Origin of the sequence: Dactylosporangium sp. CS-047395, assembly GCF_050942185.1 — a bacterium.
Taxonomy (GTDB): Bacteria; Actinomycetota; Actinomycetes; order Mycobacteriales; family Micromonosporaceae; genus Dactylosporangium.
This window is the reverse complement of the sequence record NZ_CP192015.1, coordinates 3,840,284-3,859,620: the sequence shown is the minus strand read 5'-3', so window position 1 is coordinate 3,859,620 and position 19,337 is coordinate 3,840,284. Positions and strand designations below refer to the sequence as shown.

The window sequence follows — 19,337 nt, the reverse complement described above, 5'->3', positions numbered from 1 at the left end:
GTCAATGGTCGGCGGCCACCCGCTGCAGCGCCCGGGCCAGCCGGCCGACGTCCACGCCCGCGAGGTGGCCGAGGAAGTGCCGCCGGACGCTGGCCAGGTTGCTCGGCCAGACCTGCTCCAGGCGGGCCGTCCCGGCGTCGGTGAGCACGGCGACCCAGCCGCGGGCGTCGTCGGCGCTGCGCACCCGCTCGATCAGCCCCTGGCCCTCCAGCCGGCCGACGATCCGCGACATGCCGCTCAGCGACAGCTCGCAGGCGGCCGCCAGCTCCCCCATCCGCAGCCGCCGGTCGGGCGCCTCGGACAGCCGCATGAGCGCGGTCCACTCGCTCAGCGACATGCGCTGCTCGCGCAGCAGGTCGGCGTCGATCGCGCGGGGCAGCGCGTACATCAGCCGCGGGAGCGCCCGTACCAGCGCATCCTCGTCCGGCGTCAGCGGCGGCGGTGTTGGCATGGCCACAGTCTACTTGCTTCGCGCAGCAAGGAAACCGTGGCTACGGTTCCAGTGCTTGCTTGACGAAGCAACCAAGCCTCGTGGCAGAACTGGAGAACGCACCATGACCAGCATCGGCATCATCCTCGGCAGCACCCGCCCGGGCCGGAACGGCGCCGCCGTGGCCCAGTGGGTGTACGAGGCGGCCGCCCGCCGCACCGACGCGCGGTTCGAGCTCGTGGACCTGCTCGACTACAACCTGCCGCACCTGGACGAGGCGATGCCGCCGTCCATCGGGCAGTACAGCCGGCCGCACACCCTGGAATGGGCGAGCAAGATCGCCTCGTTCGACGGGTTCGACGGGTTCGTCATCGTGACGCCCGAGTACAACCACTCCACGTCGGGCGCGCTGAAGAACGCGATCGACTTCCTGTACGCCGAGTGGAACAACAAGGCCGTCGGGTTCGTCAGCTACGGCGGCAACGGCGGCACCCGGGCCGTCGAGCACCTGCGCCTCATCGCGGCCGAGCTGCAGCTGGCCGACGTGCGGGCGCAGGTGGCGCTGTCGCTGCACACCGACTTCGAGAACTACTCGGTGTTCCGGCCGGGCGAGTTCCAGCTGCAGGCGCTCACCGCCACCCTCGACCAGGTCGTGGCCTGGAGCACCGCGCTCGCGCCGCTGCGGCCGGGGCGGTGACGGCGGTGGGCACGCTGGACGGCAAGGTCGTCCTCATCACCGGCACCGCGGGCGGCCAGGGACGCGTCGCCGCCCAGGTCTTCACCCGCGAGGGGGCCCGGGTCGTCGGCGCGGACATCCAGGCCGCGGCCAACGCGGAGACCGTCGAACTGGTCCGGCGCGCGGGCGGGGAGATGACCGGGATCGCGCCGGTCGACCTCACCGATCCGGGGCAGGCGCGGCGCCTCGTCGAGCGGGCCGCGGGCGTGTACGGGGGGCTCGACGTGGTGTACAACAACGCGGCCTTTCAGCGTTTCGGACCGGTGCCGGACTTCTCCGTCGAGGACTGGCGCACCACGGTCACGGCCGAGCTGGACATCCCGTTCTTCGTGTCGAAGTTCGCGTGGCCGCACCTGGTCGCCCGGGGCGGCGGCGTCATCATCAACGTCGCCTCGATGGCCGGGATGATCGGCGGGCACGTGCCGCCGATGGTCGGGCACAGCGCGGCCAACGCCGGCGTCATCGGCATGACCCGGCAGATGGCGCTCGAGGGCGCGCCGGTGGGCATCCGCGCGGTGGCGATCTCGCCGGGGCCGATCCTGACCCCGGCCAGCGACCGCGACCTCGGCGACGACCGGGCCGCCCGGGACGCCATCACGGCCAAGACCCTGCTGAAGCGGTTCGGCCGGCCGGAGGAGGTCGTCGAGCTGGCGGCCTTCCTCGCGTCCGATCGCGCCTCCTACATCACGGGCGCGAACTACCCCGTCGACGGCGGCGCGACGGCCTGGTAGAGCAGCTCGCGGGCTTCCGCGGCACCGTTCAACTGGCGGTTGGTGCGGTGGGTGACCTGCCAGCCACCGGGAGTACGGGTGAACTCCCAGCGGTTGACGCCGGTCCGCCAGACGCGGAAGCCGTCCGTCGCCTCGTCGCGCAGCACCAGCTGCGAATAGGCGGTGGCGACGGCCCGGTCCCCGTCCACCTGCAGGTGCGGCAGGCCCTGCAGGTGGGCGGCCCCGGCGCGGATCAGCCGCTGGTGCCCCTCGCCGGTGACCATGCCCGCGATCGCCGCGCGGCCGCGCAGCACCTCCGGATCGACGTCGTAGACGCCGTCGTCGGTCCACAGCCCCGCCGCCGGTTCCGCCGCACCGCTGTCCACCGCGGGCCCATAGGTCGCCAGCAGCTGCATGAGGGCCAGGCGATCCTCGAGCTCACCGACCCGCCGCTGCAACTGGGCGACCGTTTCTTCAAGCCGCATCTTGTACCGTCCAATCGGCGTCTTCCCGCAGTTGCCGGAGGGCATCGAGCTGTTCGACGCAGTGCCCGGCATCGCGATGGCGCAGCACGACGTTGAGCATCGTGGCGCCGGCCTCTTCAAGTGCTTGTATTTCCCGCCGGGTCCCGTCGGGGTCCCCGATCGGGTCCAGCGGCGGTGGGCTGAGGACGACCTCGAAGCCGTCCGGCCGGTCGACGGCGGCGAGCATGTCCGCGATCCGTTCCGGGGGCAGGCCGAACGGCACCCAGGCGTCGCCGAGCTCGACGGCCCGCCGCAGCGAGCGGGGCGTGTACCCGCCGATCCACACCGGCACGTGCTCGCGCGGCGCGTGCGGGTCGACCAGGAAGTCCCGGAACTTGTAGTGAGTGCCCTGGTACACGGGCAGCGGCCGGCCCCACGCGGCGCGGAGGGCCCGGATCGCGTCGTCGGCGGCGGCGCCCCGGCCCTCGAACTCGGCTCCCAGCAGGTCGAACTCCGCCTGCAGGCTGCCCACGCCGACCCCGAGGACGACCCGGCCGCCGCTGAGCAGGTCGAGGGTGCCGTACCGCTTGGCGATCGCGAGGGGGTGGTGGTAGCCGAGCACCAGCACGTGGGTGGCGAGCCGGATGGTCGTGGTGCGGGCGGCGAGGAAGCTCAGCGTCGCGAGGGGATCCCAGTAGGTCCCGCCGGCCCGCGCGGCGATCCGGGCCGGGACGGCGACGTGCTCGCTGCAGGTGAGGTGGTGGTAGCCGAGCCGGTCCGCGGCCTCGGCGATCCGGACCAGGTCGGCCGGGCCCGCCTCGGCCTCCCACGCGTTCCACAGACCGGCCGGCCGGAACACGACGGGGCTGACGATGCCGAACCGCATGCCCGGGAGCGTACCAAGCGCTTGCTTGGTACGGCTAGACCGCGGGCAGGGTGAGTGGGACGTCGTGCTGGTCGGTGACCTTCGTGTACAGCCCGCGGTACCGCATCCGCAGCTTGTAGTCGCCGGGCGCGTCGGCGGCGATGACGAAGGTGACGTAGAACGCGTGCTTCTCCTCGCCCGGGCTGAGGCTCTCGTTCTTGTGGTCGGTCGGCGCCACCTCGGTGCCGTCCGGCCGGACCAGGCGGAACGCCTCCATGGACGAGTCGATGCCGATCTCGGTGCCGTCGTAGCGGACGTCGTAGGTGCAGTGCACCGAGCGCTCCTGGTCCTTCACCTCACGGAACCGCTCCGGGATGGCCGCGCCGGCCTGGCAGGTGACGTTGGTGAACCGCAGCTTGAGCATCTCGGTCTGGGTGGGCGCGAGCACCTGCTTCGGCTCCAGCGTCACCAGGCCGTCGGTGCCGGTGAGCGGGACGGTCGCCCGGCGCAGCGAGTCCTCCCCCAGCACGAGCACGCCCTTGGCCGGGTCGGCGATCGCGTCGCGGACCCGGAACGTGAACACCGCGTCGGCGTACGAGCCGGCCGGGATCGTCGGCACGCTGCCCTTGAAACCGCCGGTGTACGGCTGGGTGCCGAACCGCACCGAGACCGGGACGGCGCCGGTGGGGGCCTGGTCCTGCGTGGTGAGGTTGGTGAGCCGGGCCCGGACGGTGAGTTCGCTGTCCTCCTGGGCCGGGTCGTAGACGGCGTCGGCGAAGTGCACCTTGAAACCGGCGTACCAGGCGTCCTTGTCCACCGTGAACGTCCGGCCGCCCTTGGCCGCGGCGGCCGTGGTACCGGTGCCGCTGCCTTTGCCTTCGCCCAAATTGCCGGCGTGATCGTCGCCGGTCGTCGGCCAGTTGGCGCGCCAGACCCCAAGGCCGATCACGATTGCCGCGACGAGGACCGCAGCCGCGACGAGCAGGCCCTTGCGTCTGGGTTCAGGCGCGTTCGTGCGTGGAGGTGGCGCCGTGAAGGTGGCCGCCGGCGGGACCTGCGTCGGCACGCCCGCCGCGGCCAGGCTTCCGGTGGCCACCACCGTCTGCGGCTCGTCGACCAGCACCGGGGCCAGCCCGAAGCGCTGGTGCAGCATGGTCGCGACCAGCGGGATCCGGCTGGAGCCGCCGACCAGGTACAGCGCGGACAGCCCCCGCGGATCGACGCCCGCCTGCCGCAGCACCGCGTCGACCAGGTTCACCGTGCGGGTCAGCGACGGCGCGGCGACCGCCTCGAACTCCTCGCGGGACAGGTACGCCTCGACCTCCAGCAGCGGCACCCGCACCGTCGTCGACGCGGTCCGCGACAGCTGCTCCTTCGCCCCGCGCACGTCGTCGCGGAAGCCGCGCAGCACCCGCCGCCCGGCCGCGTCGACCGGCTCGACCAACCGCCGCCAGCGCCGCGCGTCGGCGGCGCCGGTGGTCCGGCCGATGTGCTCGGCCAGGGCGGCGTCGAGATCGATGCCGCCCACGTCGTCGAGGCCGGCGGTGGCGAGGATGGCCCAGCCCTCCGCGGTACGGCGGACGACCGACACGTCGAAGGTGCCGCCGCCGAGGTCGTACACCGCGATGACCGAGCCGGCCGGCAGCGGACGGCCCGAGGCGCCGGCGTGGTACGCGGCCGCCGCGACGGGCTCCGGCACCAGCGTCACGCCGGGTAGCCCGGCCGCCTGGGCCGCGCGCAGCAGCACGTCACGGCGCTGGGCCGCCCACGACGCCGGATGGGTGAGCACGGTGCCGGTGATCGGCCCGCCGGCGTGCCGGACCGCCTCCTCGTAGACCCGCCGCAGCGGCGCCGCGATCAGGGCGTGCACCGGCAGCTCGGTGTCGTCCAGCAGCACGGTGCCGTCGTCGATGCGCAGCTTCGGGTTGGGCTCGCTGCGGCCCGGGTCGGACAGCGCCCCGCGGGCCGCGTCGTGCCCGGTCAGCAGCTGCCCGTCGGGCGCGAGGTGCACCCCGGACAGCAGCAGCGGCGACGCGTCGAACAGCAGGGGCACAGGGCCGCCGCCCCGGTCCTGAGCAGCGAGGACGGCGACGGTGTGCGTGGTACCGAAATCGATGCCGAGCAGCACGCGCCGATGCTAGCGCTCGGGCACAACCCCTGGGGCGAACGACTGCGAACCGCCGGCCAGGATCGTCGCGATCAGGGCGCGGACGGCCGGTCGCTCCTCGGCGCGCGGGTTGGCCAGCAGCACCAGGTCGATGTGGCCGAGCTCCGGCAGGCGGTGGGCCGGTCCGAGCGCGGTGAGCTGCGGCGGGACCAGGCTGGCGGCCAGCGCCGAGATGCCGATGCCGGCCGCCACCCCGGCGATCAGCCCGTTCACGCCGCGGCAGACGCAGGCGCTGCGGTACGGCAGCCGGGCCCGGTTGAGCGCCTTGCGCATCTCGTCGCGGGAGATGCTCGGCGCGGCGTACACGACCAGGGGCACCGGCTTGGTCAGGTCGAGCCGGGTCGCGGGCGTGCCGACCCACACCAGCCGGTCCCGCTTGACCAGCTGGCCCCGCTCGTCGCCGGGCGGGCGCTTGCCGACCAGCACGTCGAGCTTGTCATTGACCATCCACTCGTGCAGCACCCGGCTCTGCTCGACGGTGAGGTAGAAGTCGACCATCGGGTTGTCCCGGCGGAACTCGCGCAGGATCAGCGGCAGGCGGGTCAGCGCGAGGTCATCGGACATGCCGATGCGCAGCCGGCCGCGGGGGCGGGGGCCGCTGAAGTACGCGGCGGCCTGCTCGTGCGCGGCCAGGATCGTGCGCGCGAAGCCGAGCATCGCCTCGCCGTCCGGGGTGAGTGCCAGCGCGTGCGTCGTGCGGTGCACCAGGACCCGGCCGACCTGCTGCTCCAGGCGCCGGATGTGCAGGCTCACGGTCGGCTGGCGGATGCCCAGCCGGGCCGCGGCCTGGGTGAAGCTGCCGGTCTGCTCGACCGCGAGCAAGGTGGCCAGCAGCTGCGGATCGTATCCGGCGGTCATAACGGAACCCTATAACTGAAACCTAGATTATCGGCCTTCACTATGTCCGGGCGCTGCGGCAAGGTCGAGATCGTGACCCCGTTCGCCGCTCTCCGTCATCGCGGCTACCGCATCTATCTCATCGGACAGAGCCTCGCCAGCACGGGCACATGGATGGGCAGCATCGCCGTCGACTGGCTGGCGCTGGAGCTCACCCACAGCCCGGCGGCCGTCGGCATCACGATGGCGCTGCAGTTCCTGCCCATTCTCTTCCTCGGGGTGCACGGCGGCCTGCTCGCCGACCGGTATCCGAAACGTGCGCTGCTGCTGGCCACGCAGGGCGTCAACGCCACGCTGACCGGCGTGCTGGCGGTGCTCACCATCACCGGGGCGATCCGCGTCCAGCACGTGTTCGTGTTCGCCGTACTGACCGGGCTGGTGTTTGCCGTGGACGCCCCGACCCGCGCGGTGTTCGCGGCCGAGGTGGTCCCGGCGCACCATTTGCGCCAGGCGGTCTCGCTCAGCGCGACGGTCTTCCAGGCCACCCGCCTGATCGGCCCGGCGGTCGCGGCCGTCTGCATCGCTACCGCCGGGATCGGTTGGGCGTTCGCCGGCAACGCCCTGTGCTACGTGGGGCCGACCATCGCCCTGCTGCTCCTGCGTCCCCGCGATGTGACGCCCGCACCGCCGGCGACCCGCGAGCCGGGCGCGCTGCGGGCCGCGGGCCGCTACGTGCGGCAGCGGCCGCGGGTGCTGTGGACGATCCTGCTGGTCGGCGTCATCGGCACCTTCGGGCTGAACTTCCCGATCGTGCTCACCGCCATCGCCACGGAGTCCTTCCGGGGTACGGCCGGCCTGTACGGGCTGTTCAACATCGTCCTCGCCGCCGGCTCCGCCTCGGGTGCGCTGCTCGCCGGGTCGATCACGTCCACGCGGCTGCGCCGGATCCTCCTGCTCGGCGGGGTGTTCGGCCTGGTGCAGGCCCTCGCCGCGGCCGCACCGAACCTGGCCACGTTCCTGCCGCTCCTCGCGGTGCTGGGGTTCGTCAACCTGGCCTTCCAGGCGCTGGCCAACTCCTCGGTGCAGCTGTGGGTGGACCCGGAGATGCGCGGCCGGGTGATGGGCCTGTACCTGCTGGTCTTCACCGGCGGCACACCGCTGGGCGCGCCGATCATCGGGGCCATCACCAACCACTTCGGCGCGCGGTTCGGGATGGCGGTGTGCGGTGTCGTGCCCGCCCTCGCGGCGGTGGCGCTCACCCTGGTGGTGGGTGTCCGGCTGCGATCTTCACGGCGGGCCGGCATTAGGCTAGCCTAACTTCGTGGACGAGTTGTTCTCCGCGGCCGTGCGTCGCAGCACCGAGGGGCGCCACCGCGACGCGGAGCGCGCGACGTTCCTGAGCGAGCTGGTGCGCGGCGAGCTGCCGCTCGCCGGGTACGCGGGCATGGTCGCCCAGCACCACCACATCTACGCGGTGCTGGAGGAGGCGGCGGCCGCCCTGCGCACCGACCCGGTCGCCGGCGTGTTCGTCCACGATGGACTGACGCGACTGCCCGCGCTGGAGGCGGACCTCGTGGCGCTGCTCGGCCCCGGCTGGCGCGACCGGGCCCCGGCGAGCGCGGCGACCCTGCGGTACACGGACCGGCTGCGCGCCGTGTGCTTCGACTGGCCGGGCGGGTTCGTGGCCCACCACTACACGCGGTACCTGGGCGACCTGTCCGGCGGGCAGTACCTCGCGGCGGCCGTGCGCAAGGTCTACGGCACGACCGCCACGAGCTTCTACGACTTCGCCGGCGTCGGCAGCCCGGCCCGGTTCAAGACCCGGTACCGCGAGGCCCTCGACGCCGCACCCTGGTCCGCCGAGGAGCGGGGCCGGATCGTCGACGAGGTCCTGCTCGCCTACGACCTGAACATCGCGGTGCTCGAGGACCTCGGGCGCGAGTACAGCACCGGAAAGGCGGCGTGATGACCCAGCCGTTCACCGAGGACGTCATCGCCGCGGTCAGCCGGCACATGAACGACGACCACGAGGACGACAACGTGCTCATCGTCCGCGCGCTGGGCGGCCGGCCCGACGCCACCGGGGCCCGGATGACCGGCATGGACGGCGAGGGCATCGACTTCACCGCCACCGTCAACGGCCAGGCGGTCCCGGTGCGGGTGCCGTTCAGCCGGCCGCTGACCGAGCGGGCCGAGGTACGCCCCGAGGTCGTGCGCCTGTACCGCGAGGCGTGCGCGGCCCTCGGCCTCCCCGCCCGCACCTGAGCGTCAGGCGCGCAGGACGGCCTCGGCGGTGTCGACGATGGTCGTCTCGGCGGGCCGCGGCCGGAAGCCCAGCTCCTCGCGGGCCCGGTCGTTGTGGATGATCGGGCGGGGCCGGTCCTCCCCCGGCGCCTCCTCGGTCGGGGCCTTGTCCGCTGCCGCGCCGAGCTTGTCCCGCAGCACCCGCGCCACCTCGAGGTAGCTGATCGTCGGGCCGTCGGCGACGCAGAGGTACCGCTTCCCGGCCGCGTGCGGGGCGTCCATCGCGCGCATGTGCAGGTCGGCCACGTCCCGCACGTCGGCCAGCCCGAAGCGCTGGCGCGGCGCGACCGGCATCGAGCCGTCGAGCATCATCCGGATCAGCTGCGGCGACGAGCGGCCGTCGGCGGTGAGCCCCGGCCCGAGGATGAACGTCGGGTTGACCGTCACCAGCTCCATCCCGCCACCCTCGCGGGCGACGAAGTCCCACGCGGCCCGCTCGGCGATCGCCTTCGAGCGCGGGTACGGCGCCAGCCCCGGCGTGTCCGGGTCGGTCCAGTCGTCCTCGGTGAACTCCGCGCCCGCCTTCGGCGAGTAGCCGATCGCGGCGAACGACGAGGTGAGCACCACCCGGCGCGCGCCCGCGTCGCGGGCGGCGCGCAGGACCCGCAGCGTGCCGTCGCGGGCCGGGCCGATGAGCTCCTCGGGGTCGTCCGGCTGGACGAGCGGCATCGGCGAGGCCACGTGGTGTACCAGCGAAATCCCCTCGACCGCGGCCGCCCAGCCGGCATCGGCGGACAGATCGGCCGCGACGAGCTCCAGGCCGCTGTCGTCGGCCCCGGCGGCGCGCAGGGCCTCGCGCAGGGCCGGCTCCCGCTCCAGCGACCGCACCGTCGCGCGGACCGGCCGCCCGGCCCGCAGCAGCCCGGCGATCAGCCAGGATCCGACGTATCCGGTGCCGCCGGTGACCAGTGTCGTGCTCATCGGACCATCCCCAATCCGGTCAGGGCGTCGCGGACGCGCACCCATGCCTGTTCCTCGGCGGCCGTGTCGCCGCGATCCCGCGCGTCCCACACCGCCGCCTTCTCCCGCAGGTACGCCAGCCGCGCCTGCTGGGCCTCGATCTCGGCCTCGATGCGCCGGCCCGCGCGCAGCAGCAGGTCGCGCTGGTCACCGGCCGCGTCCCGGCCGCGGGCCCGGTTGGCCTGGTAGGTGCGCATGTCCTCGATGCCGACACCGACCGCGCGCAGGCACGCGAGGACCTCGAGATTCTCGACGTCGTCGCGGCTGTACCGCCGATGCCCGCTGCTCTCGTCCCGCTCGATCGGACCGACCAGCCCGACCTGCTCGTAGTAGCGCAGCGTGGGCTCGCTCAGGCCGCTGTGCCGCGCCACGTCCTGAATCGTCATGGCGTTCATATGAGCAGCGTGCCAAAGTTCAAGCGCTTGAGGTCAAGGGCCGCGCGAATCACACCGGGCTGGCGATGGCCGCCGCCGTGCGCGCGCCGATCGTGGGTGGCGTGACCACTGCTGCCATCCGCGACATCAGGGCCGAGAACGGGACGCTCGTGACGTCCGCCCGCGGGCCCGACCTGCTGGAGATTCCGCTGCTCAACAAGGGCACGGCGTTCACGCCCGAGGAGCGGCGGGCGCTGGGCCTGGAGGGGCTGCTGCCGGCCGTGGTGCAGACCCTGGACGAGCGGGCCGCGCGGGCCTACGAGCAGTACCACGAACAGCCCACCGACCTGGCCAAGAACGTGTTCCTGAGCATGCTGCAGGACAACGACGAGGTGCTGTTCTACCGCCTGCTGGGTGAGCACCTGCGCGAAATGCTCCCCGTCGTGTACGACCCGACGGTGGGCGAGGCGATCAAGCGGTACAGCCACGAGTACCGCCGCCCGCGCGGTGTGTATCTGTCCATCGACGAGCCGGACCGGGTCGAGACGGCGCTCGCCGACCTCGGACTGGGCCCGCACGACGTGGACCTCATCGTCGCCTCGGACGCCGAGGAGATCCTGGGCATCGGCGACTGGGGCGTCGGCGGGATCGACATCGCGGTCGGCAAGCTCGCCGTCTACACCGCGGCCGCCGGGATCGACCCGGCGCGGGTGATTCCGGTGTCCCTGGACGTCGGTACCGACAACGAGGCCCTGCTCAACGACCCGATGTACGTCGGCAACCGGCACGCCCGGGTCCGTGGCGAGCGCTACGACGAGTTCATCGACGCCTACGTGCGCGCGGCGAGCAAGCTGTTCCCGAAGGCGCTGCTGCACTGGGAGGACTTCGGGCCGGGCAACGGCCGGCGGATCCTCGAGCGGTACCGGGAGCAGGTCTGCACGTTCAACGACGACATGCAGGGCACCGGCGCGATCGTGCTCGCCGCCGCGCTCTCCGCCGCCCGGGTGTCCGGCACGCGCATGCGCGACCAGCGCATCGTGGTGTTCGGCAGCGGCACCGCCGGCATCGGCATCGCCGATCAGCTGCGCGACGCGATGGTGCGCGACGGGCTGGACCGCGACACCGCGATCTCGCGGATCTGGTGCATCGACCGGCAGGGCCTGCTCACCGCGGACATGCCGGACCTGCGCGACTTCCAGGTGCCCTACGCGCGCCGCGACCTGCGCACGATGGACCTGCGCGGCACGATCGCCCAGGTCCAGCCGACGATGCTGATCGGCACGTCGACCGTGCACCGGGCGTTCACCGAGGACGTCGTCCGGGAGATGGCGGCCCACGTCGACCGCCCGATCATCTTCCCGCTGTCCAACCCGACCGAGCGCATCGAGGCCATGCCCGAGCAGCTCCTGCACTGGACCGACGGCCGCGCGCTGATCGCGACGGGCATCCCCGTGGCGCCGGTGACGTACAACGGCGTCACCTATGCGATCGGGCAGGCGAACAACGCGCTGCTGTACCCCGGGCTGGGCCTCGGCACCATCGTGTCCCGCGCGCGGCACATCTCCGACGGCATGTTCGCCGCGGCCGCCGAGGCCGTCGCCGCGCTGGTCGACCCGTCGACCCGCGGCGCGTCGCTGCTGCCCCAGGTGGAGAACCTGCGGATGGTCTCGGCCACCGTCGCCGTCGCCGTGGCCGAGCGGGCCGCCGCCGAGAGCCTGGCCCGCACCGAGGTGATCGACGCGGTGCAGCAGGTGCAGGACGCGATGTGGCAGCCCGAGTACCGCCCGATCAAGGCCGGGTGAGCGATGCCGAACCGTCACGAGGACCCGCCGGTCATCCGCGAGGTCCCGATCGGGCTCAACGCCGGCGGCACGCGCGTCGAGACCGACTCGCTCGGCTCGATCGAGGTGCCGGCCGGGCACTACTGGGGCGCGCAGACGCAGCGCTCGCTCGTCCACTTCGACATCGGCGACGACCGGATGCCCAAGGCGGTCTACCACGCGTACGGCTACGTGAAGAAGGCCGCCGCGATCGTCAACGAGCGCGCCGGGCGGCTGCCGCAGTGGAAGGCCGAGCTCATCCAGCGGGTCGCCGACGAGGTGATCGCCGGCGAACTCGACGCGGAGTTCCCGCTGTACGTCTGGCAGACCGGCTCCGGAACCCAGTCGAACATGAACGTCAACGAGGTGATCGCCAACCGCGCGATCCAGCTCGCCGGCGGCCGGCTGGGCAGCAAGACGCCGGTGCACCCCAACGACGACGTCAACATGGGGCAGTCGTCCAACGACACGTTCCCGACCGCGATGCACATCGCCGCCATCACCGCGCTCGAGGACGAGCTGCGCCCGGCCCTCGTGCGGCTGCACGACGCCACGGCGGAGAAGAGCCGCGAGTGGGTCGACGTGGTCAAGATCGGCCGAACCCACCTGGAGGACGCCACCCCGATGACCGTCGGGCAGGAGTGGTCGGGGTACGCGACCCAGATCGCCGACGCCGGCACCCACCTGATGGACTCGATCGGGCCCGGGCTGTACCGGCTGGCCATGGGCGGCACGGCGGTCGGCACCGGGCTCAACGCCCCGCCCGGCTTCGACACCGACGCGGCCGCGGCCATCGCCGACCTGACCGGCCGGCCGTTCGTGACCGCGCCGAACAAGTTCGCCGCGCAGGGTTCGCTCGACACGCTCGTGCGCACCTCGGCCGGGCTGCGCGGGGTCGCCATCGCCCTGTTCAAGTTCGCCAACGACATGCGCTGGCTCGGCTCCGGACCGCGCACCGGCCTGCACGAGCTGTCGCTGCCGGCCAACGAGCCGGGCTCGTCCATCATGCCGGGCAAGGTGAACCCGACCCAGGCCGAGGCGATGCTCATGGTCTGCATCCAGGTGCAGGGCGCGGACACCGCCGTGGCCATCGCCGGCGCGGAGGGCAACTTCGAGCTCAACGCGTTCCGGCCGATCATCATCAGCAACGTGCTGCACTCGATCCGCATCCTCGCCGACGCCGCCGACCACTTCCGCCGGTTCCTCGTCGAGGGGGCGGAGCTCGATCGCGAGCGGTTGCGGTACAACGTCGAACACTCGGTGGAAACGGTCACCGCGCTGGCCCCGGTCATCGGCTACGACCGCGCGTCGCAGATCGCGCACCGCACCGTCGACCACGACCTCACCCTGCGCCAGGCCGCGCTCGACGACGGCGTCGACGCGGAGCTGTTCGACCGGGTCGTCGTCCCGGCCGCGCTGACCCGTCCCGGCACCGCCGACCTCTGATCGCGGCGATGCGCGTCTGGCGTTTCCTGGTCGGTCCGTCGCTGCGCGCACGCCAGACCGCCAAGCAGCGGCTCACCCCGCTGGAGGGGCTGCCGGCGCTCTCGCTGGACGCGCTCACCTCCGTCGCGTACGGCCCGGAAGCCATCCTGGCCGTGCTCGCGGCCGGCGGGGCGGTGGCGCTGCCGCTGGTCCTGCCGATCACGGTCGCGATCGTGGTGCTCCTGGCGATCCTGGTCTTCTCCTACCGCCAGGTGATCGCCGCCTACCCGGGCGGCGGCGGCACGTACGCGGTCTGCCGGGCCAACTTCCCGCCCGGCGCCGCCCTGCTCGCCGCGGCCGCGCTGGTGGCCGACTACACGCTCACCGTCGCCGTGTCGATCGCGGCCGGCGTGGCCGCCCTGACCTCGGCGTTCCCTGCGCTCACGGCGGCCACGGTGCCGCTGTGCCTGGCCATCCTCGCCGTGATCACCGTGCTCAACCTGCGCGGCCTCGGCGACACGGCACGCGCGTTCCTGCTGCCGACGCTGGTGTTCATCCTCGGCGTCCTGGCCGTCATCGCGATCGGCCTCATCCATCCCCTCGCACATCCCGAACCGTTCGCGGCCCGCGGCCCGCCGGCCGAGGCGGTCGGGACACTGCTCGTGCTCAAGGCCTTCTCGGCCGGCTGCAGCGCGCTCACCGGGGTCGAGGCGATCGCGAACGGGGTGCCGCTGTTCAAGGAGCCCAGGGTCGTCCGGGCCCGAAGGACCGAGCTGCTGCTGGGCGCGATCCTGGCCGTGATGCTGCTCGGCCTGGCCGTGCTCGCCCACCGCTGGCACCTCGGCCCGCGCGGCGACGAGACCGTGCTGAGCCAGATCATCGCGGCGTCGGCCGGGCGCGGCTGGGCGTACTACACCCTGTCCGTCGCCGTCACCATCGTGCTCATGCTCGCCGCGAACACCTCGTTCGGCGGCCTGCCGGTGCTCGCGAGCCTGCTCGCCCGGGACAACTACCTGCCGCACCTGTTCGCCCTGCGCGACGAGCGGCAGGTGTTCGCCGTGGGCATCTGGGCGCTCGCCCTGCTGGCCGGGACGCTGCTCGTGGCGGTGCGGGGCCAGACCCTGGCGCTGATCCCGCTGTACGCGATCGGCGTCTTCACCGCCTTCACCCTCGCCCAGGCCGGCCTGGTCAAACACTGGTTCACCACCCGCCCGCCACCCTGGCGCCGGCGCGCCCTCATCAACGGCATCGGCGCCCTGACCACCGCCGCCGCCACGGTCATCTTCCTGATCACGAAGTTCACCGCCGGCGCGTGGGTGGTGGTCCTCGCCATCCCGGCACTCATCTGGCTGTTCGTCCGCATCCACCGGTACTACCACCGCTCCGCCGCCCTGCTCGAACTCCACCAGATCCCGGCGAAGCCGCGGGCCCGCCCGACGATCGTGGTCGTACCGGTGGCGGAGCTGTCCCGGCTGACCCGGCACGCGCTGAACGAGGCCCTGTCGATCAGCTCGCAGGTGATCGCCGTGCACGTGCACGTCGATGCACCCGACGCGGCCGACGGCGACCTGGAGCGGCAGTGGGCGCGCTGGGACCCGGGGGTGCCGCTGCGGGTGCTGCACACCGACTACGCCTCGGTCGCCCACCCGATCGCGCGGTTCATCGACGAACTGCACGAGCACCACGACGAACAGGTCGTGGTGCTCGTACCGTTCGCGTTGCCGGACCGGCTGCGCTATCGCATCCTGCACAACCACTTGGACATCGTGCTGTCGGCGGCCCTCAAACACCGCCCGGACGTCATCGTGGCCACCGTCCCGCTGCGCCTGCATCCCCCCGGCCTGACTGCCTGACTCACATGCTGCGCAGCTCCCGATCCCGCCAGGCGGCCGACCAGGACGTGCGGGCGTTCGTACGCAGCAGCGACCCCTCATACAGCCGGGCGCCCACCAGCAGCGCCCCCGCCGCCGCAAGCGCGAGAATCACCAGCGACACGAACGGTTCCCAGCCGGCCGCGGAGCCGTCGAACAGGCGGACGGGCATCGCGGTGGGTGCGGAGAACGGGACGTACGACAGGATGCGCATCGCCAGTGGGTTGTCGTTGAGGAAGATGACCAGGAAGAACGGCAGCATCACGATGAGCTGCACCGGCATGCCCGCGTTGCCCACGTCCTCCAGGCGGTTCACGAGCGCGCCGACGGCGGCCCACAGCGCGGCCAGCATGATGAAGCCGAGCACGAAGAACGGGATGAACCAGCTCATCGCCGGGCCCAGCAGCGGCAGCAGGGTGTCGGCGTCGTCGGTGAACTGGGCGCCGGTCACGGTGACCAGCGCGATCAGGGCCACTTGCGCGAGGGCCAGGATGCCGCCGGCGGCGACCTTGCCGATGAGCAGCGCCCGCACCGGCACGGCGGCGACCAGGATCTCGACCATGCGCGTCTGCTTCTCTTCCACGACGCTCTGCGCGATCTGGATGCCGAAGGTGAGCGACGTGAAGAAGAAGACGAGCGCGAACATGAACGGCACCAGGAACGCGGCCACCGGGTTCACCGCATCAGGATCCAGCAGTTGTACCTCGGGCTGCACCGACAACGCCGACACGACATCGTTCGGCGCGTCCTTCATCGCGAGCACTTCGGGTTGCGCGTTCCTGTCCACCACGGCCGCGTCGGCGTCCCCGTCGCGCACCGTCTGCTCGGGATTGCCGACCACCTTGACGTCGAGCCCCGCGTCGCGCAGCTTGCCCTCGTACTGCGAGCCCTGCGCGACCGCCACCGACGACGGGCCGCCGGAGAACAGGGCCGGCAGGACGGACGAGCCGAACGCGAACAGCAGGAAGAACAGCGTGCTGATCAGAAAGGTCTTGTCGCGCAGCTTCACCTTGAGCTCGCGCGCGGCGACGAGGCGCACCGCTTCCAGCATGTTCATCGGGTCACCTCTCGGAAGATCTCGGCCAGCGACGGGACGACGGGTCCGAAGGAGCGGACCGGGCCGCGGCGGAGGGCCTCGTGCAGTACAACCTGGTCGTCTGTTCCTTCGGCGAGGTCGAAGACGGCTCGGTCCCCGTCCAGGTCGACGAGGCTGACCCCGGCCTGGTCGCGCAGCCAGCCGGCATCGCCGTCGACGTGCAGCTGGTAGCGCGGCTCGGAGTATTGCCGGCGCAGCTCGTCGCGGGTGCCCGTGGCCCGGATCTGCCCGGCCGCGATGATGACGAGGTCGTCGCAGAGGCGCTCGACGACGTCCAGCTGGTGGCTGGAGAAGAGCACCGGCACGCCCGCCGCGGTCCGCTCGCGCAGCACGCTCACAACGGTGTCCACCGCGAGCGGGTCGAGGCCGGAGAACGGCTCGTCGAGCACGAGCAGGACCGGATCGTGCACGAGCGCGGCGGCGATCTGCGCGCGCTGCTGGTTGCCCAGCGACAGGTGCTGCAACTGGTCGTTCGCGCGCTCCCCGAGCCCGAGCCGCTCGAGCAGCTCGTCGGCGTTGCGCTTGACCCGCTCCAGGGACATGCCGTGCAGCCGGCCCAGGTAGACGAGCTGTTCGTGGACGCTCATCTTCGGGTACAGGCCGCGCTCCTCGGGCATGTAGCCGACCTGCCGGCGGACCTCCTTGCCCAGCGCCGCGCCCTGCCAGGTGACCGTGCCGGAGTCCGCGGCGAGCACGCCGAGGATGATGCGCATCGTCGTGGTCTTCCCGGCGCCGTTCGCCCCGACGAAGCCGGTCATCCGCCCGGTCCCGACGTCGAACGTGATCTCCGAGAGGACCTGCCGGTCGCCGAAGCGCCGGTTGACCCCCTCCACCCGCAGTGCGTCGCTCATGCGTTCCACGCTAGGCGTCCAATGGCCCCGGCGAATCCGGCTGGCGATTTACCCCCGGGGTCCCTCGCGCGACGGACCCGGCTTTACGACTCCGTGCTCATAGGCGAACACCACGGCGGCCGTACGATCGCGCAGCTGCAGTTTCGTGAGCACCCGGCTCACGTGGGTCTTCACCGTCGCCTCGCCGAGGTGCAGGCTGACCGCGATCTCGGCGTTGGTGGCCCCGCCGGCCAGCTCGACGAGCACCTCCCGCTCGCGCGGCGTGAGTTCGCCGAGCAGTGCCTCCCCGCCGCCGGACGGCCGCCCGCCCGGCCGCGCGAACGCCGCGATGACCCGCCGCGTCAGCTCCGGCGCGAGCAGGGCATCCCCGCGCGCGACGATCCGCACCGCGTCGATGAGCGCCTCGGGGGTACCGTTCTTGAGCAGGAACCCGCTGGCCCCGGCCTCGAGCGCGGCGAACAGGTAGTCGTCGCGGTCGAACGTGGTGAGCATCAGCACGGCCGGCGCGGACCCGGCCGCCGTGATCTCGCGGGTGGCCGCCAGCCCGTCGAGGCCCGGCATCTCGACGTCCATGAGCAGCACATCGGCCGGCGTACTCCCGGCCAGCTCGACCGCCTGCCGCCCGTCGGCCGCCTCCCCGACCACGCTCAGGTCGTCCTCCGACTCGAGGATGACCCGAAACCCCGTGCGGACGAGCTGATGGTCGTCGGCGAGCAGCACCCGAATCATGCCCCGCACCCTACAGCGACCGGCAATCGGCCAAGATCACCGCCGCGGTCAGTAGGCTCCTTACCCATGGGTGCGATGGTGTTCACGGGTGGGCCGATCTGGACCGGGACGGACGCCAGTCCCGACGCGCTGGCCGTTTCCGGTGGCCGGATCGTCGCCGTCGGTGACCGATCCGAGGTGCGAACGGCTCTTTCGGGCCCGTACGAGCTCGTCGACCTGGCCGGCCGGCTGCTCGTCCCCGGCCTGCACGACGCCCACATCCACCCCGTGCAGGGCGCCCTGGAACGCCTGCGCTGTGACCTTTCGCACCTGAACGACCGCGCCGCCTACCTGAAGGCGGTGGCCACCTTCGACCCGGCCCAGCCCTGGATCACCGGCGGCGGCTGGTCGATGTCGGCGTTCCCCGGCGGCCTGCCGACCCGCGAGGACCTCGACGCGGTCGCCCCCGACCGCCCTGTCTTCCTGCCCAACCGCGACCACCATTCGGCCTGGGTCAACTCCGCCGCCCTGCGCCTGGCCGGCATCGACGCGTCCACCCCCGACCCGCGCAACGGCCGCATCGAGCGCACCCCCGACGGCCTTCCTTCCGGTGTACTCCACGAAGCCGCCATGGACCTCGTCACCCCCTTGCTCCCGGAGGACACCGAGGCCGACTACCACCGCGCGCTGCTCGAGGCCCAGCGCTACCTGTTCTCCCTGGGCATCACGAGCTGGCAGGACGCGATCGTCGGCGCGTACGCCGGTTCCCGCGACCAGTACGGCACCTACGTCCACGCCGCCGCGACGGGCGAGCTGCGCGCGAGGGTGACCGGCGCCCTGTGGTGGGAACGCGACCGCGACCTGTCCCAACTCGACGGCCTGCGGGCCCGCATGGTCCTCGACGGCCGTTTCACCGCCCGAACGGTCAAAATCATGCAGGACGGCGTGGCCGAGAACTTCACGGCCGCGATGCTCGCACCGTACGTCGGCAAGGACTTCTGCGGTACGTCCAATGTGGACCCCAACCGGCTCCGCTCGTACGTGACCGCTCTGGACGCCGCCGGTTTCGCCGTGCACTTCCACGCGATCGGCGACCGCGCGGTGCGCGAGTGCCTGGACGCCGTGGAGTCGAGCGGCAACACCCAGCGCCACCACATCGCGCACCTGCACGTGGTCAATCCGGCCGACGTCCCGCGTTTCGCGTCGCTCGGCGTGACCGCGAACATCCAATCCCTGTGGGCAACGCACCACGAGCAGAACGACACCCTGTGCGTCCCGTTCTTCGGCCCCGCCCGCGTCCCCCACCAGTACCCGTTCGGCGCCATCGCCCGCGCGGGCGGCCGCCTGGCGGCGGGCAGCGACTGGCCGGTGTCGACGCCCGACCCCTGGCAGGCGATCCACGTCGCGGTACACCGGACGGAACCTCCCGGCTCGGCCGAGTCCTCCTGGCCCGCGTCCCAGACCCCGATGCTGCCCGAACAGGCGCTGACCTTGACGCAGGCGCTGACGGCGTACACCGCGGGGTCCGCGTACGTGAGCCACCTGGACCACGAGATCGGCACCCTGACCCCGGGCAAGGCGGCGGACCTGGTCGTGCTGGACCGCGACCCGTTCGCCCCCGACACGTCCCTCCACGACACCCGCGCCGACCTCGTCTTCGTCGACGGCGACCCGGTCCACGGGCATTGAGGCCGTCGTCCCGCATTTACGTGATGTGCC

At 72.4% G+C, this 19,337-nt stretch carries 19 protein-coding genes; 9 read left to right on the top strand and 10 right to left on the bottom strand.

The genetic code is table 11. From position 1 onward, the window contains the following. Window position 1: 1 nt before the first annotated feature. Window positions 2-451, bottom strand: a complete 450-nt coding sequence (locus tag ACQP00_RS18150) for a MarR family winged helix-turn-helix transcriptional regulator (RefSeq protein ID WP_433220540.1) — start codon at window positions 449-451, stop codon at window positions 2-4. Between the two features lie 103 nt (window positions 452-554). On the opposite strand from ACQP00_RS18150, the gene ACQP00_RS18145 reads away from it, so the two are divergent. Next, window positions 555-1,127 carry an NADPH-dependent FMN reductase gene (locus ACQP00_RS18145; protein WP_433220538.1) on the top strand — a complete coding sequence of 191 codons (573 nt, stop codon included), beginning with the start codon at window positions 555-557 and terminating at the stop codon, window positions 1,125-1,127. A gap of 5 nt (window positions 1,128-1,132) precedes the next feature. Next, window positions 1,133-1,897 carry an SDR family NAD(P)-dependent oxidoreductase gene (locus ACQP00_RS18140; protein WP_433220535.1) on the top strand — a complete coding sequence of 255 codons (765 nt, stop codon included), beginning with the start codon at window positions 1,133-1,135 and terminating at the stop codon, window positions 1,895-1,897. Here ACQP00_RS18140 and ACQP00_RS18135 read toward each other — a convergent pair. Genes ACQP00_RS18135 through ACQP00_RS18120 form a run of 4 tightly spaced genes read right to left on the bottom strand, consistent with a single transcriptional unit; the run spans window position 1,864 to window position 6,230 of the window. After that, entirely contained in the window at window positions 1,864-2,361 is a 498-nt protein-coding gene (locus tag ACQP00_RS18135) for a nuclear transport factor 2 family protein (RefSeq protein WP_433220532.1), read from the bottom strand. The two genes, ACQP00_RS18140 and ACQP00_RS18135, sit on opposite strands and share 34 nt — an antisense overlap. Beyond that, the gene (locus tag ACQP00_RS18130) at window positions 2,351-3,226 is read right to left on the bottom strand and encodes a TIGR03619 family F420-dependent LLM class oxidoreductase (protein WP_433220530.1); all 876 of its coding nucleotides are present in this window, start codon (window positions 3,224-3,226) and stop codon (window positions 2,351-2,353) included. Before ACQP00_RS18130 ends, ACQP00_RS18135 begins: the two co-directional genes overlap by 11 nt. Window positions 3,227-3,260: 34 nt before the next feature. Continuing rightward, complete coding sequence (locus ACQP00_RS18125; protein ID WP_433220527.1) at window positions 3,261-5,333, bottom strand: Hsp70 family protein; 2,073 nt, start codon at window positions 5,331-5,333, stop codon at window positions 3,261-3,263. A 9-nt stretch (window positions 5,334-5,342) separates the two neighbouring features. Further along, entirely contained in the window at window positions 5,343-6,230 is an 888-nt protein-coding gene (locus tag ACQP00_RS18120) for a LysR family transcriptional regulator (RefSeq protein ID WP_433220524.1), read from the bottom strand. Window positions 6,231-6,272: 42 nt separating this feature from the next. Between ACQP00_RS18120 and ACQP00_RS18115 the strand changes: the two genes are divergently transcribed. The 3 genes from ACQP00_RS18115 to ACQP00_RS18105 are packed head-to-tail and all read left to right on the top strand — an operon-like array spanning window position 6,273 to window position 8,474. After that, complete coding sequence (locus tag ACQP00_RS18115) at window positions 6,273-7,526, top strand: MFS transporter (protein WP_433220521.1); 1,254 nt, start codon at window positions 6,273-6,275, stop codon at window positions 7,524-7,526. A gap of 4 nt (window positions 7,527-7,530) precedes the next feature. Then, window positions 7,531-8,175, top strand: coding sequence for a heme oxygenase (biliverdin-producing) (locus tag ACQP00_RS18110; RefSeq protein WP_433220519.1), 645 nt, complete (start codon window positions 7,531-7,533; stop codon window positions 8,173-8,175). Further along, window positions 8,175-8,474 (top strand): DUF2470 domain-containing protein, encoded by a 300-nt coding sequence (locus tag ACQP00_RS18105; protein WP_433220516.1) that lies wholly within the window; start codon window positions 8,175-8,177, stop codon window positions 8,472-8,474. Before ACQP00_RS18110 ends, ACQP00_RS18105 begins: the two co-directional genes overlap by 1 nt. A gap of 3 nt (window positions 8,475-8,477) precedes the next feature. On the opposite strand, the gene ACQP00_RS18100 is transcribed toward ACQP00_RS18105, so the two are convergent. Beyond that, the gene (locus ACQP00_RS18100) at window positions 8,478-9,434 is read right to left on the bottom strand and encodes an NAD-dependent epimerase/dehydratase family protein (protein WP_433220514.1); all 957 of its coding nucleotides are present in this window, start codon (window positions 9,432-9,434) and stop codon (window positions 8,478-8,480) included. Beyond that, complete coding sequence (locus ACQP00_RS18095; protein WP_433220511.1) at window positions 9,431-9,868, bottom strand: MerR family transcriptional regulator; 438 nt, start codon at window positions 9,866-9,868, stop codon at window positions 9,431-9,433. The genes ACQP00_RS18100 and ACQP00_RS18095 overlap by 4 nt, the downstream gene beginning before the upstream one ends. Before the next feature lie 101 nt (window positions 9,869-9,969). On the opposite strand from ACQP00_RS18095, the gene ACQP00_RS18090 reads away from it, so the two are divergent. From ACQP00_RS18090 to ACQP00_RS18080, 3 genes are read left to right on the top strand one after another with little or no spacing between them, the layout of a single operon-like run. Continuing rightward, the gene (locus ACQP00_RS18090) at window positions 9,970-11,649 is read left to right on the top strand and encodes an NAD-dependent malic enzyme (protein ID WP_433220508.1); all 1,680 of its coding nucleotides are present in this window, start codon (window positions 9,970-9,972) and stop codon (window positions 11,647-11,649) included. Window positions 11,650-11,652: 3 nt separating this feature from the next. After that, window positions 11,653-13,113, top strand: a complete 1,461-nt coding sequence (locus ACQP00_RS18085; protein WP_433220505.1) for a class II fumarate hydratase — start codon at window positions 11,653-11,655, stop codon at window positions 13,111-13,113. 8 nt (window positions 13,114-13,121) lie between these two features. Beyond that, a complete protein-coding gene (locus ACQP00_RS18080; RefSeq protein WP_433220502.1) occupies window positions 13,122-14,945 on the top strand; it encodes an APC family permease in 1,824 nt (607 codons plus the stop codon). 1 nt (window position 14,946) lies between these two features. Here the strand turns inward: ACQP00_RS18080 and ACQP00_RS18075 are convergent, their stop codons facing one another. The 3 genes from ACQP00_RS18075 to ACQP00_RS18065 are packed head-to-tail and all read right to left on the bottom strand — an operon-like array spanning window position 14,947 to window position 17,639. Next, entirely contained in the window at window positions 14,947-16,020 is a 1,074-nt protein-coding gene (locus tag ACQP00_RS18075) for an ABC transporter permease (RefSeq protein WP_433220500.1), read from the bottom strand. After that, on the bottom strand, window positions 16,017-16,910 hold the full coding sequence (locus ACQP00_RS18070; protein ID WP_433220498.1) for an ABC transporter ATP-binding protein: 894 nt from the start codon (window positions 16,908-16,910) through the stop codon (window positions 16,017-16,019). Before ACQP00_RS18070 ends, ACQP00_RS18075 begins: the two co-directional genes overlap by 4 nt. Before the next feature lie 48 nt (window positions 16,911-16,958). Then, window positions 16,959-17,639, bottom strand: coding sequence for a response regulator (locus ACQP00_RS18065; RefSeq protein WP_433220495.1), 681 nt, complete (start codon window positions 17,637-17,639; stop codon window positions 16,959-16,961). Window positions 17,640-17,705: 66 nt separating this feature from the next. Here ACQP00_RS18065 and ACQP00_RS18060 point away from each other — a divergent pair, with 66 nt between their 5' ends. Continuing rightward, the gene (locus ACQP00_RS18060; protein WP_433220493.1) at window positions 17,706-19,307 is read left to right on the top strand and encodes an amidohydrolase; all 1,602 of its coding nucleotides are present in this window, start codon (window positions 17,706-17,708) and stop codon (window positions 19,305-19,307) included. Window positions 19,308-19,337 lie beyond the last annotated feature (30 nt).